Below are 16,303 nucleotides of genomic sequence, written 5' to 3'. Positions count from 1 at the left end.
CAATACCGGTTCACGTTGGGCGTTATCGCCCTCCGGGAGGAGTAACTTATGTCTTACCATCAGGTGGCAGGCACGCGAACGGGAGGAAAAAGGCCTCTTCGCCGGTTTGCGGATGCTGCCGAACCTTGGTTTTACAGCGCGCCGGTCCTCGTGCTTATCATTGCCGTGATGCTCGTGCCGCTGCTTCTCGGACTGTCCTATGCGTTTCGAGATATCCAGTTGCTCAATCCATTTTCTGGTGGCTTTGTGGGCCTTAAACATCTGAAGGCGCTTTCCCAGGATGCGGCTTTCTATCGCGCGCTGAAAAATACCCTCTGGTGGACAGGCGCGTCGGTCTTCCTGCAGTTTTTCTTCGGCCTCATTCTAGCGCTGCTTCTCGACAAGCCTTTTGCAGGACGGGGGATTGCCCAGGCGCTGGTCTTCCTGCCCTGGGCCGTACCAACCTTTCTCGCTGGATTGAACTGGGCCTGGCTATTCAATCCCGTCATCGGGCCGCTGCCTCACTGGATGGTTTCACTCGGTCTTCTTTCGGCACCCAACAATATTCTCGCGGATCCCCAGCTTGCCATGTGGGGGCCGATCATTGCCAATGTATGGTGGGGTATACCATTCTTCGCGATAACACTGCTTGCCGCCCTTCAGGCAATTCCGCGCGACCTCTATGAGGCGGCGGCAATCGACGGTGCAAATCCTCTGCAGCGCTTTATATCAATCACGTTGCCTTTCCTCGCACCAACCATCGCCATCACCATCTTGCTCCGAACCGTATGGATCGCAAACTTTGCCGATCTCATTGTCGTCATGACCAATGGCGGACCGGCAGATCGCACCCAGATCGTAGCCAGCTATATCTTCACTCAAGCCTTTCGGCGTCTCGACTTTGGCTATGCCTCGGCCATCGCGCTGGTTCTTCTGGTTCTTCTGCTTGCGTATTCCATGCTGATCGTCGTCATTCGCCAGCGTCTCATTGAGAAGGACTGATCAATGACCGGCAAACTTATTGGAACAATTGCCCATCGCGGCGCCATCCTGGTCTATATTGCATTTGCTCTCTTTCCGCTGTTCTGGCTCCTGAAGGTTTCGGTCACGCCGAACGACCTGCTCTACAGCGAAGGTGTCAGGTTGTGGCCATCGCGATCGACGTTCGATCACTATCACTTCGTCATTGAAAACAGCGCCTTTCCGACCTTCTTCAAGAACAGCTTGATCGTTGCAAGTTCGACGGCGTTTGCCGTGACCGTGTTCTCGTCGCTTGCAGGTTACGCATTGTCGCGCTTCCGCTTTCGCGGCAAATACGTGATCATTGCATTGATGCTGATCACGCAGATGTTTCCTCTGGTGATGCTGGTGGCTCCCATCTTCAAGATGCTGTCTCCACTCGGCTTGACGAACAGCTTGACGGGCCTCGTGATCGTCTATACCGCGTTTAACGTTCCCTTCGCGACTTTTCTGATGCAGTCGTTCTTTGACGGAATTCCGAAGGATCTTGAGGAAGCCGCGATGATCGACGGTGCGAGCCGGTTCACCGCTTTCAGGCAGATTATTCTGCCTCTGACCTTGCCCGGTATTGCCGCTACCCTCGGCTTCGTTTTCACCGCGGCCTGGAGCGAGCTCCTTTTCGCCCTGATGCTGATCTCCGGCAATGCGAGCGCTACCTTCCCGGTTGGCCTTCTCACCTTCGTCTCAAAATTCTCAGTGGACTTTGGACAGATGATGGCTGCGGGCGTGATGGCGTTGATCCCGGCATGTCTATTCTTCCTGCTCATTCAAAGATATCTCGTGCAAGGCCTCACAGCCGGTGCCGTGAAAGGATAAACCCATGGCGTCCATTGAGCTTCACAGCGTCGGCAAGTCCTATGGCGATCACCCTGTTCTGGAGGGTGTCGATCTCAACATTGATGATGGCGAATTTATTGTTCTTGTCGGACCTTCCGGCTGCGGAAAATCGACGCTTTTGCGCATGATTGCGGGATTGGAGGACATCACATCCGGGACGCTCGCGATCGACGGACAGCGCGTCAACGATCTGAAGCCAAAGGATCGCGATATCGCAATGGTCTTCCAGTCCTATGCACTTTATCCGCACATGAGCGTTGCGGAAAACATGAGTTACAGTCTTCGCCTGCGCCGAAAATCCAAAGAGGTGATCGATGCGGCTGTCGGATCCGCTTCGCAAAAGCTTGGGCTTGATCCATATCTGGCCCGCCGCCCGAAGGCGCTGTCGGGTGGACAGCGGCAGCGCGTGGCCATGGGCCGCGCCATCGTACGCAAACCCAAGGCTTTTCTTTTCGACGAACCCCTGTCCAATCTGGATGCACGCCTGCGCGAACAAATGCGGGCCGAAATCAAGCGGATGCACGCAGAGCTTGGGGCGACATCCGTTTATGTCACGCACGACCAGATCGAAGCGATGACACTTGCTTCCCGTATCGTTGCCATGAACGCCGGCTCGGTTCAGCAAATCGGCTCTCCGCTCGAACTGTATGACCGCCCGGCCAATCTGTTTGTCGCGGGCTTCATCGGCTCTCCGGGCATGAATTTTCTGGAAGGCCGGTTGAGCCAATCAAATGGAGTGAGCGAAATTGTTCTTTCCAACGGCATTCAGGTTTCCCTGGGACGGCACGTCGCCCGGGCAGATGGCGAGATGGTAACGCTGGGTATTCGTCCCGAGCACGTCGTGGCTGCGTCATCCGGCACAGGCGTGGAGGCACAAGTGGAGCTCGTCGAACCGACCGGACTTGGAGTTATTCTGCATCTCGTCGTGCATGGTGAAAGCTTCAAGCTCTTCTCGACCGACCGAATGCTGATGCAGGCGCAAGGCGCGATCCATGTCACTTTGCCGCAAAGCCGGCTGCATGTCTTCGACAAAGACGGAGTGCGGATTTCAGAGGATGACGTGTAATTGCGCTGACCAAAGCAGCAAGCTTCCGTGACCGGGAATAAGTTGGAATGTTCCCGAGTTTACCGGAAGTGCTCTAGTTCCCTGCGACGCGCTCATCAAGCGCCTTGAGCTCGGACGACTTAAGACCAATGTGCCGCAGGTAGTTGACCACGTTTCCATAGTGATTTGTCAGGTGGTTCAAGGCGTGCTGCATGCTCGTAGGCTCAGACGCCAGAACGATATCGATCAGGCGAGAGTCCATTCCGCGCGCCAAGGCACGGGCACGAAGCTTGGAAATCAAGTGTTCCGCCACGAGGCCCGTCAGGGCGTAGTCCTCGATGATTGTAGAGGGTGGTACACCCGCATTGCCAAGCAGCAGAGCAGCGATAAGACCGGTGCGGTCCTTGCCTGCGCTGCAGTGAAAGAGCACGGCTCCGGCAGGCATCTGGGCGATAGTCGACAGCACTAGTGCAATCGCTTCCTGGCAATGATCAAGCGCGTGGCAGTATCGCTCGCCCATATCGAAGGTCGCTCGGCCTTGCGCCATCATTTCCACGGGCGATAGAGCTGAAAAAAGCGGGATGGTGAGATAGCCTACCTGGTCGTGCTCGGCAAAGGGGTTGGGTTCGAGCGCGACTTCCGCTGGGTTTCTGAGATCGATGACGGCTGCCAGTCCAAGTCCGGTCAGCACGGCTATGTCTCCCGGAGTCAATGCGTGCAGCGCATCGCCGCGCAGCAGCGAGCGCCAGCGGGTGCAGCCTCCGGCTGCTATGGGATAGCCGCCGAGATCGCGCACATTATGAGCGCCTTCCAGCTCGATCAGGCGGGAATAGGTTTCGTTCATCAGCGGATTCCGGATTTCATGAAGGATTCGATGACGTGGCGCTGCAGCACCAGATAGACGACCAGGATCGGCAGGCTTGCCAGACAGGCGGCCGCCATTAGCGGCCCCCAAAGATTGCCCTCCTGCGTCATGAACATCTGCAGGCCGATCTGCACCACGGAGTTCTCCGGCTTGCGCGACAGGAGCAGCGGCCAGAAATATTCGTTCCAGGCGGAGATAAAGGCGATGATGGAGAGCGAGGCGATCGGCGCCCCCATGTTCGGCACCACGATCTGCCACAGGATTTTCCAGCTTCGGGCACCGTCGATGCGGGCGGCTTCCAGGATCTCGCTCGGGAAGGAGCGCATGCCGTGATAGAGCATCAGCACCGCAAAGGCATGCGCGGCATTGGGAATGATCAAGCCCGTCAGCGTGTCGAGAAGGCCAAGCTGCGAGGCCAGCACATAGTTCGGGATCATGGTCACCTGGAACGGCACCAGCCATGAGAGCGCGATCAAGCCATGCACCACGCCCGAGAGGCGCATCCGCCAGCGCACCAGCGCATAGGCGGCCAGCATGCCCGTCACCACCTGCAGGCCCGCTGTGAAGGCAGCGACCACTGCCGTATTGAGCAGCATTTGCAGCATGGGGATGCGCGTCAGGACGAAGGCATAGTTTTCCAGCGTGGGGGAGGCCGGCCAAAGCGCTGTCGAAAAGATTTCGTTGGCCGGCCTGAGCGAGGTGACGATCATCCAGTAGATCGGGAAAATCGACAGCACGGACAACAGGATCATCATCGCATGCACGGCAAGCCGTCTCACAAGTCCCGGCGCTGTCATACTCGACGGCTCGGGAGAGGAAGCGGGGTTCTCAATTGTCATAGACCGCGAACCTCTTGGTCAGCCACATGCAGCCTGCGGCGAGAAGGCCAAAGCCGGCAAAGGCAATCATGCCGGCGGCTGAACTCCAGCCGGCGGAGAGCGTCTCAAAGCCGTACTGATAGAGAAGGTAAAAGATATTGGTGGTCGATTTCAGCGGACCGCCATCGGTCAGGACACGGATATAGGCAAAGCTCCATTGCGCGCCGAACAGGATTGTCATCATCGACAGAAGCAGGATGGTGGGCGACAGCAGGGGCAGGCGGATATCGCGGATAATGCCCCAGCGGCTCGCGCCATCAATGCGGGCCGCCTCGATATAGGCGGAATTGATGCCGGCATTGGCGGCGGAAAACAGCAGCGTGGAAAAGCCGATCAGTTTCCAGCCGGTAATCCAGGTCAGCGTCGCCAGGGCATAACGAGGATCGGTGAGGAAGCCGATGCGATCGAACCCCAGCCAGTCCAGGCCGAGGGTCACGATGCCCTGGTCCTCGTTGAGGAGCCAGCGCCAGAGGATGGCGGCCACGACCGGGGCAACGATCATCGGCACGAAGATCAGCGCCCGGTAGATCTTGCGCGCCCGCCCGGTCAGATCCTGCGTCCAGATGGCCACGAAAAGCGGAATGATCACCGACATCGGAAACAGGCCGAGCGTGTAATAGAGCGTGTTCCAAAGCGCGTTGCGCATTTCCGGCAGGGCAATCAGGCGCTCGTAATTCTTCAAGCCCACATAGCGCTGCGGCGAGGTGGGCAGCATGTTCCACTGGTAGAAGGAGAGCTTGAAGGCTTCGACCAGCGGCACATAGGTCCAGATCATCAACAGCGCTAGGGTGGGGGCCAGGTAGATCCAGGGCGCAATCGAAAAAGGTTCACGCAGGCGTGCCGCCCGCATAGGCGTTGCGGCAGCGGCCTTCGAGGGCGCAAATTCTGCTTGGAAGCTCGTCACGATCCTGCCCTTTCAGAGAATGGTGAGAGGCCGAGGCGTCGCTGCGCTGGCCTCTCCCTTGATGCCGCAATCAGGGCATCAGGTCCTGTGCCTGCTCCTGAGCCGTCTTCAGGACAGCGATCGGATCGCCATTGCCGAATACGGCTTCGCGCACGGCATCCATCATCATCTTTTCCACCTGGCGGTAGTTGGCGCCTGGGAAGGCCATGTTGGCGGTCAAGCGGTTCAACTGTTCGAGGTTGGCCCGGAACATCGGGTTTTCCTTCACCCAGCCGCCGAGATAGTTTGGATCGTCCACGATATCGAGGCGCAGCGGCAGATAGCCGATCTTGCTGGTGATGATCGTATAGGCCTCCCGGCTCGTCAGATATTTCAGCAGTTCATAGGATGCGCGCTGCTTCAGCGGATCCTTGCTGAACACGAACAAGGCGCTGCCGGAATTGGTGGGCGCCGTCGGCTTGCTGCCGAAGGAAGGCATGGCGGCAAGACGCAGATCGAACTTGCCGGCAGCCGATTTCTTCAGGCTGGACAGAAGCGCGCTGGTATAGAGGAACATGCCCATATTGCCGCCGGCAAAGGTATCGGAAGCGCTGGCGGGATCGATCTTGGCATGCGCGCCGCTGACCACCATGTCATGCAGCATCTTGACCGCTTCGGCGGCATTGCTGTCAGCAAAGGTCAGCTTGTTGCCATCGCGAACCTTGCCGCCATTCGACATGACGATCGACTGGTAGACGAAGGTGCCGTCGGCCGGGCCATAGGCACCGGGAAAGAAGCCGTTCTTGCCCGTCTTTTCGTTGATGGCCTTGGCGGCTGCCGCCACATCGGCCCAGGTCTTCGGCGGCTGGTCCGGATCAAGGCCTGCCTGACGGAACAGATCAGCATTGTAGAACATGATCGGCGTCGAGAAGGTATAGGCCAGACCATAGGTCTTGCCATCCACCTTACCAAGCTCCAGGCCGTTCGGGATCATCCCCGCTAGATGGTCCTTGAGCTCGGCCGGCTTGACCATATCCTCAAGCGCATTGGCACCGAGATCGGTGGCAAGATAAATCAGGTCGCGGAAGACGAGTTGCGCCACATCCGGCTGGCGGCCAGCAACGATATCCGCCTGCACGCGCGACATGATCTCGTTCGAGGGAACGGCGATCGGCTCGACCTTGACGTTCGGAAACTTCTTCTCGAAACCGGCGATCAGTTCCTTGGTCGCATCGGCACCCGCACTCGCGGAAGCCAGATTGTAGTTGTAGAAGGTGATGGTCACCGGCTTGTCGATCGTCGCGGCCATGTCGGCCAGGGCACCGAAAGGCACCAGCAGGCTGCCTGCGAGAGCGGTCAGCAGCTTGAGAGAGGTTCTGCGCAGCATGTCGTGTTCTCCTGACGGATTCATTCAGCCGCGACGGGCATGGCCCGCGCCAGCAGCATTTCCAGCGGATAGGTGTTGAGTTCGGCGCGGTCGGACGGCAGCGGCACGAAGGCCATCGTCAGTCCGGATGGACGAAGGGTGCCGATGCCGAAGGATGCGCCGCGCACCATGCGCAGGATGTCGGTTCGCAGGATATCGGTTGCCGCATGCTGGCCCGTTCCGACCACGACCGGAATGCCGTGCCAGACGGAGACCCGGTCGTGATGGATATGGCCGCTCAGGATGCCGATGATGTTGCGGCCCTTCAGCAGGTCGCGAAGCTTTTCGGACTGCGGGAAATGGATTGTGCGCCAATGGGCAAGATCCGGCTCTTCGCCGAGGGCCGGCGGGTGATGCACAACGATCAGCTTTGGAAGATCCGGATGACGGTCCAGCGCCGCCGACAGCCAATCGAACTGTTCCGGGTCGATCGTCCCGCCGATCAGGCCGGGTGTAGAGGAATCGAGGGTGATGATGTGGATGTCTTCGAGTACCAGATCATGGTCATAGGGCGCATTCGGATCGGCTGTCTCCACCTGCATGCCCTCGTAGAAGCCGGGACGGGTGTCATGATTGCCGAGCGCATAGACGACAGGCACATCGATCCTCTCGTCCATGATCTGCTTCAGCCGCCGGAAGCTCTCCGCATCGCCGCGATTGGTCAGGTCGCCGCTGGCGATCACGAATTTCGGCTTCGGCGTGACGGTGGCGACGAGATCGAGGACCTGCAGCAGCGTCTCGGTCGTATCGCTGTGCAGATGCGCATCATCGGCGGTGCCGATATGCAGGTCGGTCAGATGAATAAATGTGGTTTCGCGGCGCATGACGGGCCTCCAGGACACGTGTTGTCAGGGAGGATCGATAAAAGGGGCATGTTTCGCAGGCGTGACGGAATTCGAATGCTGTTCGAAATCAGCTCGTCCGACGGAACATCGGCGCGATCACCTCGACCATTCGAGAGATCACCAGGTCGGGATCGTCCAGGTTCATGCGGTGATCGGTCAGGAGTTCGGTTCTCTGGCGGCTGCGGGTTACTTGCGAACGGATGCCGAGTGCGCAGTTCAGACGCCAGCCGATATCCACCTCGTCAAGCCAGGGCGCGATGCGCTTCAACTGCGGGATAAAAGCCTTGTGATGCTCCACATCCTCGATAATCCGCCGGTAATGGGCGGTTCCGTCGCGATGCGCATGTGCCATGGATGTGAAATAGGACAGCACGCGATAGCCGGACTGAGGGTTGGCCGCCCAGCGGATCGACGGGCCGACAAGCGCCGCGATGACCTCTTCCAGATCCGGCGGCTCCGGAGAGCGTCGATCGACTGCCTTCCGCAGCAAGGCAAGCCGCTCGGCATTCAGGCGGCGATAGACACGCTCGGCAACCGCGGTGATCAGCTCTTCCTGGGATCCGAAATGGTAGGCAATAGCGGACGGGGTTGCCTGCGCCTCTAGGGCAATGCGACGCGTGGTCAATTCCTCGTGGGCTCCCCGCTCGCATAGCAGTGCCTCGCAGGCATCCAGGAGACGTGTCGCTGTGATGTTCGGACGGTTGGACATGACGCATAGACCTCCGCCACACAGTGGAGAAACACTGTGAATTCGTCGTGACAGATTTCCCTTTTAAATTTGCATGATGTCACAATCGCTCTTTTTATCGCCAGATTAGATCGCCTCCAAACGTTGCCCTTTGCTGTCGAAATAGTGGAGATCCGCAAGTTCGAAACCCACGGTGACGGTATCGCCCATCTTGAGGGATGCGGTCGCCTTCCCGCTGACAAGCAGGGTTTGTCCTGAATTCAGTGCGATATGCAGCAGCGTTTCATTACCCAGATATTCCACAAGGCGCACGGTGCCTTGTGCCTGAACGGAGCCTTCACCCAACTTTATGGAACTGGGGCGGATACAGATGGTGATGGCGCCATCTTTGGTATCGAGACGCGGCACCTTGAAAGCCTGGAAGCCCTTTGCGGCAACTTCCATTCCATCCGAACCGGCTTTCAACGCTGACTCGATCATGTTGATCTTTGGCGAGCCGATGAAGCCAGCGACAAACAGATTTTGCGGGCGCTCGTAAAGCTCCTGCGGCGTGCCGACTTGCTCGATCTTGCCGCCGCGCAGCACCACGATGCGACTTGCAAGCGTCATGGCTTCAACCTGGTCGTGGGTGACGTAAATCATCGTCGTGCCCAATCGCGCGTAGAGGGAGGCAAGCTCCGCACGCATCTGCACGCGCAATTCGGCGTCGAGGTTGGAGAGTGGTTCGTCGAACAGAAAAAGCTTGGGCTCGCGCACGATTGCGCGGCCAATCGCGACGCGTTGCTTCTGCCCACCGGAGAGCTGGCGCGGCTTGCGGTCGAGGAGTTTTTCGATCTGTAGTATGCGGGCGGCCTCTGCAACTCGACGCTGCACTTCCGCACGGGGTAGCTTCATGTTTTCCAGCCCGAAGGCCAGGTTCTTCGCGACCGTCATGTGCGGATAGAGAGCATAGCTCTGGAAGACCATGGAAAGTTCGCGCTTGGAGGCTGGCAGGTCATTGACCACCCGACCGTCCATGGCGATCGTGCCATCAGTAATGTCCTCCAGGCCCGCGATCATGCGTAACAGCGTAGACTTGCCGCAGCCGGAAGGGCCGACAAGAACCAAAAACTCACCCTCGCGAACGTCCAGATTCATGTTCTGGATGATGGAAAGCGCCCCATAGCGTTTGCCGGTGTTTCTCAGCGTTAATGCAACCATGCGCGAAGAGTCCTTATTTCATGCCGGTGGTGGCGATGCCACGGATGATGAGCTTCTGGAAAAGAATGAAGAAGATGACGACCGGCACCAGCGAGGTAACCGACATCGCAAACATCTGGCCAAAGGCGGACTCGCCTTGGCTGTCAACGAAAAGCCGAAGCGCCAGCGGCACGGTGAAGGTTTTGATGTCGTTCAGGTAGATGAGCGGTCCGAGGAAATCTTCCCATACCCAGATGAAGGAGAAGATGGCAGCAGTACCCATTGCCGGCAGCGATAGCGGCAGGATGATCCTCCAATAAATCTTGAAGGGCGAGCAGCCATCTATTTCGGCTGCTTCGTCCAGTTCACGCGGCAGTTGGCGGAAGAACTGGATCATCAGAAACACGAAGAAGCCATCGGATGCGAGAAACTTCGGTACGATCAGTGGCAGGTAGGTGTTGACCCAGCCAAGCTTCAGGAACTCCACATACTGGGGAATTAGAACCACATGATAAGGGATCATGAGGGTCAGCATCATCAGCGAGAAGAAGAAGCTTCTGCCGGTAAACTTAAGCCGGGCGAAAGCATAGGCGGCAAAGGAGCAGGAAAGCAGGTTGCCGATGACCGACAGCACTGTCACGATTGTGGAGTTAATGTAGAACACCGAGAAGGACAGCGGCAGCCCGTTCCAGCCCTTCGAATAATTGTCGAACTGGAAGGTTGAGGGCCAGAGCGAAAGCGTCGTGAAGATCTCGTTCTCAGGTTTGACCGAAGCCGAAAGCAGCCAGAACAGCGGATAGAGCATGACGCAGGAGGCTGCGATCAGGAAGGTGTGCTTCCACGCGCGTCCCCGCCGTGCCTGCGCCTCGCGCTTCTTCCGCGAGATGGCCGCAATCTCAGCGGCCGCGGCCAGCTCGCTGTCCAATGCCGCGTCAGTCGCGTTCGTTTTCATAATGCACCCAGTATTTCGAAGAGAGGAAGGCAATCCCGGTAAAGGTTGCAATGATGACCAGCAGCACCCAGGCCAGCGCCGAGGCATAGCCCATGCGGAAGAAGCTGAACGCCTCGTTGAACAGGTAGACGGTATAGAAGAGTAGGCTGTCCGCTGGCGCACCATTGCCATGGGAAATGATGAAAGCGCTGGAGAAGGTCTTGAAGGCCTCTATTGTCTGCAGCACGAGATTGAAGAAGATGACAGGGGCCAGCAGTGGCAGCGTGATGCGGGTAAATTGGCGCCAGCGCGATGTGCCATCAATTTCAGCAGCTTCGTAAAGGTCTCGCGGAATGGATCGAAGCCCCGCGAGAAAGATCAGCATCGGTGAGCCGAACTGCCACATAGCGAGAACAACCAGCGTGTAAAGCGATGTCTGCGGATCAGTGATCCAGGAGGGACCCTGAATGCCGAAGAAGGAGAGAACTGCATTTACAGCGCCATCGCCTGCAAAAAGCTGACGCCAAAGAATTGCGATAGCGATTGAGGAACCAAGCAGCGAGGGAAGATAGAAGATCGCCCTGTAAAGGCCGATTGTGCGGAGCCCCTTGTCCAACAGCATGGCCACGCACAGCGCCATCGCCAAACGGGCCGGCACTGCGAGCGCCACATAGCTGAAGGTGACGTTCAACGCCTTCCAGAAGCGCCGATCGCGCGTGAACATGTAGACGTAGTTATCCCAGCCAATCCATCGCGGCGCACTGACCATGTCGTAGCGCGTGAAGGAGAAGTAGAGGGACGCCAGAATGGGACCGAGGGTGAGAAGGAAAAAGCCGATCAGCCATGGGGATAGAAATAGGTAACCGGGAGCATTCCGGGTAAAAAAGCGTCTCATGAAGCGGTCTCTGTCCGAAAAGTCCGGATCCTGAAAGAAATGAAGGTTCAGGATCCGGTGCGATGCCAATCAACGGGCGCGATCGATGATGTCCTGTGCATCCTCAATAAAGCGGCCTGCAGCTTCAGCCGGCTTGATCTTGTCGAGAACCACCTCAGAGGCGCTACGCGTGAACAGTTCATACACTTCGCCTGCCCCCTTCGGTTCGGGAAGCGGCAGCTGGCCGACACGAGTCTGGATCGCATCGAAGAAGGCGACTGCATCCTTTTCAGTGTCGCTGAGGCTGGGCTTGAGAGCCTCGCGGGCCTTAGGCGAGCAGGGGATGCCGCGCTCCAGGCCGAGAGCCTTGGTCGTCTCCGGGTCGTTTACCCAGTCATTCATATAGGCGATCGCGGCGTCGACATCCTTCACATCGCGGGTCAACGACATGAACATGGCAGGCTTGATATACTGACCATAGGGCCCGCCCTTCTTGTGCGGGAACATGGCCGCGCCGATCCTGTCCTTCATCAGCGCCTGGATGCCGACGATCTGGTTAGACCAGAACTGGGAGATGGCTGTGCCACCGGTAACGATACCCGATTCGCCGAGCGGCGGGTTGATGACAACGGTACGGTCCTTGCCGGCGATAATGCCGGCCTTGCGCATCTCGGCCCAGTATTGCCAGAAGCTCTCAATGTCTGCAGCGGTGGCGGTCACCTTGCCGTCCGCGTCATAGAATTCACGGCCGTTCTGTCTGACCCATACCTGCATGATGTCGACGGAGGTCGAGAGGTCGTCGGAACCCTTCATCTTGCCGCCGGTGGCGGATGTGATCTTCTCGCAGATTTTTGGGAAGTCTTCGCGTGTCCAGTTGATCACATCGGCCGTTATGCCGGCGTCTGCAAAAACCTTTGTGTTGTAGACCAGAACCTGACTGTTCGAGCCGATATTCAGACCATAGAGCTTTCCATCGACCTTGCCGCCAGCAAGCGGACCGGGATCGAAATCGCCGACCATGAGGGACTTGCCGATATACTCATCGAGCGGCTTCAGTGCGCCGCGATGGACATACTCGAAAAGATACCGGTAATCCATCTGGATCAGGTCGGCCATGTTGCGACCTGCCGTCTGCGTGGCCATCTTAGTCCAGTAGTCTTTCCAGCCAATCGTCTCACCGGATACCTTGATCCCAGCATGGTGCTTCTGGAATAGATCGATGGCCGCGAATGTCCGCTTATCGCGCTCCGGGTTTCCCCACCAGAAGTGGCGAATGGTGCGCTCTGCGGCCATTGCCGGAATAGTCGATACGACAGATGCGGCAGCGGCTGCACCCATGGTTCCGAGCAGGGTTCTTCTTGTCAGTTTGGTCATGGACTCCTCCTTCTTTGTTACAGGCGGCATATCCGGATGGGACAGCCACTTTGCCTCCATTGACGGCAAGGCAGTCTCCTCAGACCTTGCCTTTCCCGTATTCCTGCATTCCACATTCCTCATGCAGCGGACTGGATGTTCGGTGCTTGAGGCTGCGCATCACCTCACGGACGCAACTCTCCTGGTAAGCTTGAGCGAACGGATTTCGAATGGTGCGAAATCAAGCCGCACTTGCCCCTCCGTGAAGGGCAGGGGCCGGGCGTCCCGCTCCAGCAGGTCAACCTCGGCTGCGTTTGAAAAATGCTCGGGCAGCGTAAGCGTCACGCTGTTCCGCCGGCCCTGCGTCTCCCATAGGCGGACGATGAGGTCATTGCCAATCTCGGCCTTCTTGACGCTTTCGACTGCGATACCGCTAGCAGTGAGATCGAAGAGAGACGCCGCCTTCTGGGCGGTCGTGCTGCCGCTGCCGGCGTGCAGACGTAAAGGCGCATTGAAGCTTTCGGCGAGGGCGGGGACACCCTCACCGGCAAGCAATCCATGATGGATGTGAATGCCATAACGAAAACGGTGCTCGCCCTGATCAGCATCCGGCCAGGGATAGGTGGGTGAGCGCAGCAATGTCAGGCGCAGCAGACCCTCCTTCGCGTCATAGCCATATTTGCAATCGTTAAGCAAGGCGACGCCGAAGTCCTGTTCGGACATATCGACCCAGCGGTGCATGACCGTCTCGAAGCGTGCCTGATCCCATGATGTGTTGCGATGTGTCGGGCGACGCATGTGGCCGAACTGAATTTCCGCCGTTGTCTCGCTGGCGAAAACATTGATCGGAAAGGCTACCTTCACCAAGGTATGGTGCTGCTTCCACTCAATGAATGTATCGACCTCGATGGTCGATGCTCCCATTTCCAGCGAGACCACCTGATTGATGGTAGATTGCTCGTAGACCCACACAAAACGAAGTGCTGCGCGGTAAGGCCCTGTCTCCACGATTTCGACCGATTGCAGGTCGTCGATATCCCAGCTTTGATCCTCAAAGCTTTCATCGATATCCCATGCATCGAATTGCGCTGGCATATCGCGGAAGGCAACAAGCCTGTTGGCCAGCTGACCCGGCGTGACCGCTTCACGGCCAGTTGTCTTGTCGAGAATGGATTGTATGCGGCCCTTGTCGTTGAAGCGTACCGTGAGACGATCATTCTCAAGATGGTTTCTCGAAATCGCCAGAGCGCCGGTGCCTTCTGCCGATGTCCCTGCTGTTACGCCGCCGACCAGAATGCCGAGTGCAGGGATATTTCTGACGGGTGCCGCCTGCTGTCTTCTGCCATCCGCGCGGGCAATCGTCTGTGTCGGAACCAAATTCCCGTTGAAGTCGAGGATAAGCGGTTCGTCGCCATCGATCGTGGCGAGCCCGTCGCGAACGCGGCCAAGCGGATTGGGAATGACGAACTCATCCGTTCCTGCAAATGCCGCTATAAGTTCCGACCGCAGGCGTGTCGCTTCGCTGAAGAACTCGGCGTATTCGCGATCGCTGTCATCGAACACGGCACCGATGGAGGAGCCCGGCAGGATATCGTGGAACTGGTTCAGCAGAACGATGCGCCAAAGACGGTGCAAGATTTCCGAAGGATAGGCTGTCCCGTACTCGACCATGGCAAGCGTTGCTAGTGCCTCAAGCTCGCGCAGCATCTGCTCCGCAAATCTGTTGTTGCGCTTGTTCTTGGCGACCGATGTCAACGTGCCGCGATGGAATTCGAGGTACAACTCGCCATCCCAGGTGGGAAAATCCGAGGGATTTTCGTTCATCCGTGCGACAAGGCGTTCGAAGAAGGGGCGCATCCGGTCATGCACCACAGCCGGGCAACCGGGAATTCCCTTTTCCATGCGACGGACGTTTTCCAGCATCTCGCGCGTTGGTCCGCCACCGCCGTCGCCATGGCCATAGACGGCAAACAGCTCTTTGTTCAGGGCCTTTTGCCCATGGCGCTTCCAAGCGCCCATCACATGCGTGGGCTTGAGGTCAGGGCAATAGGTCGTATTGAAGCCCGGGGCTGTATAGGGTTGCATGGTGAGGAAGTAGGTCGGCACTTTGGTGCCATCGACGCCCTTCCACCAAAAGGTCTCGAACGGCATGCGATTGGTGTCGTTCCAGCTCATCTTGTGCGTGATGAACGTATCCAGGCCGGACAGCTTCATCAGCTGCGGCAGTGCCGGCGAATATCCGAACGTATCCGGCAGCCACATGATGCGAGGGCGTACACCGAATTTTTCCTCGTGATAGGCAACACCATGCAGGATGTGCCGCACGAAGGATTCGCCCCCGGTTACATTGGCATCCGGTTCCAGCCACAGCGCCCCCTCGATCTCGAATGCGCCTTCCTTGACCTTATGAAGAATTCGCTCGAAAAGCTCCGGATAGTCCTGCTCCAGATAATCAAACAGGACGCCCTGATTGAGCATAAAGCGATAATCCGGGTACTGATCCATCAGATTAAGCGCTGTGGCGATCGATCGCGCCATCTTCTGTCGGGTCTCTCGGACGCGCCATAGCCAAGCCACATCGATATGGGTGTAGCCTGTCAGCGTAATGACCGGCTTCTCAGAGAAATCTTCTGCGCCATAGATCGGCTGCGCGATCGCCTCTGCTTCTTGAAGCGAGCTTTGGAAGCGCCCCGCATCACCGGGTCGGAAATCGATCCGCGCCAAGGCGTCATCGATGTGGTTCAGAATGAAGTGGCGGCGTGCGTCATCTTCTGCGAGCAGTCGCGCGACATCCAGAGGGACGCGCAAATCGTAATAGACCTTTTCGGCCAGCGGATCATGAATGGTGAGATGGCAGGCAAAGCTCATCTGGCGCCGGTCTTCGATTGTGCCCACTTCGATAAGGACGTCATGGCGTGTTCCGGCAACCGCATTTTCCGTCAGCAGAACTTCGCGATGATTGCCGTCGCCGCCTTGCGCAATTCGGCCATCGATCCGAGTCAACAATTGCGGATCCGAGCGCCCCATGACGCTGCCGAATTGCGCTTCAACTTTCAGGAAGATGCGTTTGCCGTGGGCTGCCTCCGGAATTTCTGCCGTGCCCTTGAACCAGAAATAGCCTTCCGGCTCACCCCAAACGAGATCAGGACCTACATCAATCCATCCGTCTTGTAATCCCGCAACAACGGCAGGGCGCTGGTCATTTTCCGCGCGCCGAAATTTTAGAGGTACGTCTGCCGCAATCGGCAGGAAGATCCTCTCGCGCAATTCCAGCAGCAAGCGATCGAACTTGTGTATGCGCTTCATTCATCCTCCCATGCCGCCGTGAAGCGGCCCTCTCGAACATCAGCGTGAAAGTATTTGAAAATTTTTTCATTATACTGATATTCTTATTCGAGGTTATTCGACGGCTTACTATGTTGCAAGACGGGCTTCGCAAAGCTCGCAGATTTTTGACGAGGGAGATTATTAGCTATCAATGAAAAAGTTTTTGCAATGGT

The 16,303-nt window shown here is 57.7% G+C and carries 14 protein-coding genes; 3 read left to right on the top strand and 11 right to left on the bottom strand.

From position 1 onward, the window contains the following. The first annotated feature begins 48 nt into the window (after positions 1–48). From Q2T52_RS13685 to Q2T52_RS13675, 3 genes are read left to right on the top strand one after another with little or no spacing between them, the layout of a single operon-like run. Entirely contained in the window at positions 49–981 is a 933-nt protein-coding gene (locus Q2T52_RS13685) for a carbohydrate ABC transporter permease (protein ID WP_302077330.1), read from the top strand. 3 nt (positions 982–984) lie between these two features. Continuing rightward, positions 985–1,815, top strand: a complete 831-nt coding sequence (locus tag Q2T52_RS13680; protein WP_302077329.1) for a carbohydrate ABC transporter permease — start codon at positions 985–987, stop codon at positions 1,813–1,815. A gap of 4 nt (positions 1,816–1,819) precedes the next feature. Continuing rightward, on the top strand, positions 1,820–2,902 hold the full coding sequence (locus Q2T52_RS13675; RefSeq protein ID WP_302077328.1) for an ABC transporter ATP-binding protein: 1,083 nt from the start codon (positions 1,820–1,822) through the stop codon (positions 2,900–2,902). 73 nt (positions 2,903–2,975) lie between these two features. Here Q2T52_RS13675 and Q2T52_RS13670 read toward each other — a convergent pair whose 3' ends face one another. The 11 genes from Q2T52_RS13670 to Q2T52_RS13620 all read right to left on the bottom strand — a co-directional run bounded on the left by Q2T52_RS13670 (position 2,976) and on the right by Q2T52_RS13620 (position 16,109). Then, positions 2,976–3,725 (bottom strand): tyrosine-protein phosphatase, encoded by a 750-nt coding sequence (locus Q2T52_RS13670; RefSeq protein WP_302077327.1) that lies wholly within the window; start codon positions 3,723–3,725, stop codon positions 2,976–2,978. Next, positions 3,725–4,543 (bottom strand): carbohydrate ABC transporter permease, encoded by an 819-nt coding sequence (locus tag Q2T52_RS13665; protein ID WP_302077326.1) that lies wholly within the window; start codon positions 4,541–4,543, stop codon positions 3,725–3,727. The genes Q2T52_RS13670 and Q2T52_RS13665 overlap by 1 nt, the downstream gene beginning before the upstream one ends. Positions 4,544–4,574: 31 nt before the next feature. Then, the gene (locus tag Q2T52_RS13660) at positions 4,575–5,528 is read right to left on the bottom strand and encodes a carbohydrate ABC transporter permease (RefSeq protein WP_302077325.1); all 954 of its coding nucleotides are present in this window, start codon (positions 5,526–5,528) and stop codon (positions 4,575–4,577) included. Between the two features lie 70 nt (positions 5,529–5,598). Further along, positions 5,599–6,894, bottom strand: a complete 1,296-nt coding sequence (locus tag Q2T52_RS13655) for an ABC transporter substrate-binding protein (RefSeq protein WP_302077324.1) — start codon at positions 6,892–6,894, stop codon at positions 5,599–5,601. Positions 6,895–6,914: 20 nt separating this feature from the next. Then, on the bottom strand, positions 6,915–7,757 hold the full coding sequence (locus Q2T52_RS13650) for a metallophosphoesterase family protein (protein ID WP_302077323.1): 843 nt from the start codon (positions 7,755–7,757) through the stop codon (positions 6,915–6,917). A gap of 88 nt (positions 7,758–7,845) precedes the next feature. Continuing rightward, positions 7,846–8,487, bottom strand: a complete 642-nt coding sequence (locus Q2T52_RS13645) for a TetR/AcrR family transcriptional regulator (protein WP_302077322.1) — start codon at positions 8,485–8,487, stop codon at positions 7,846–7,848. A 105-nt stretch (positions 8,488–8,592) separates the two neighbouring features. Beyond that, the gene (locus Q2T52_RS13640; RefSeq protein ID WP_302077321.1) at positions 8,593–9,666 is read right to left on the bottom strand and encodes an ABC transporter ATP-binding protein; all 1,074 of its coding nucleotides are present in this window, start codon (positions 9,664–9,666) and stop codon (positions 8,593–8,595) included. Between the two features lie 13 nt (positions 9,667–9,679). Further along, positions 9,680–10,450: a carbohydrate ABC transporter permease gene (locus Q2T52_RS13635; protein WP_302077782.1), complete on the bottom strand. Its 771-nt coding sequence runs from the start codon at positions 10,448–10,450 to the stop codon at positions 9,680–9,682. A 127-nt stretch (positions 10,451–10,577) separates the two neighbouring features. Next, the gene (locus tag Q2T52_RS13630; RefSeq protein ID WP_302077320.1) at positions 10,578–11,471 is read right to left on the bottom strand and encodes a carbohydrate ABC transporter permease; all 894 of its coding nucleotides are present in this window, start codon (positions 11,469–11,471) and stop codon (positions 10,578–10,580) included. Positions 11,472–11,540: 69 nt separating this feature from the next. Next, entirely contained in the window at positions 11,541–12,824 is a 1,284-nt protein-coding gene (locus Q2T52_RS13625) for an ABC transporter substrate-binding protein (protein ID WP_302077319.1), read from the bottom strand. A gap of 159 nt (positions 12,825–12,983) precedes the next feature. After that, complete coding sequence (locus Q2T52_RS13620) at positions 12,984–16,109, bottom strand: alpha-mannosidase (RefSeq protein ID WP_302077318.1); 3,126 nt, start codon at positions 16,107–16,109, stop codon at positions 12,984–12,986. Positions 16,110–16,303: the final 194 nt, after the last annotated feature.

The sequence above is a fragment of the Rhizobium oryzicola genome, assembly GCF_030504645.1.
In the GTDB taxonomy this organism is placed as follows: domain Bacteria; phylum Pseudomonadota; class Alphaproteobacteria; order Rhizobiales; family Rhizobiaceae; genus Neorhizobium; species Neorhizobium oryzicola.
This window is presented reverse-complemented; position numbering and strand designations above follow the sequence as displayed.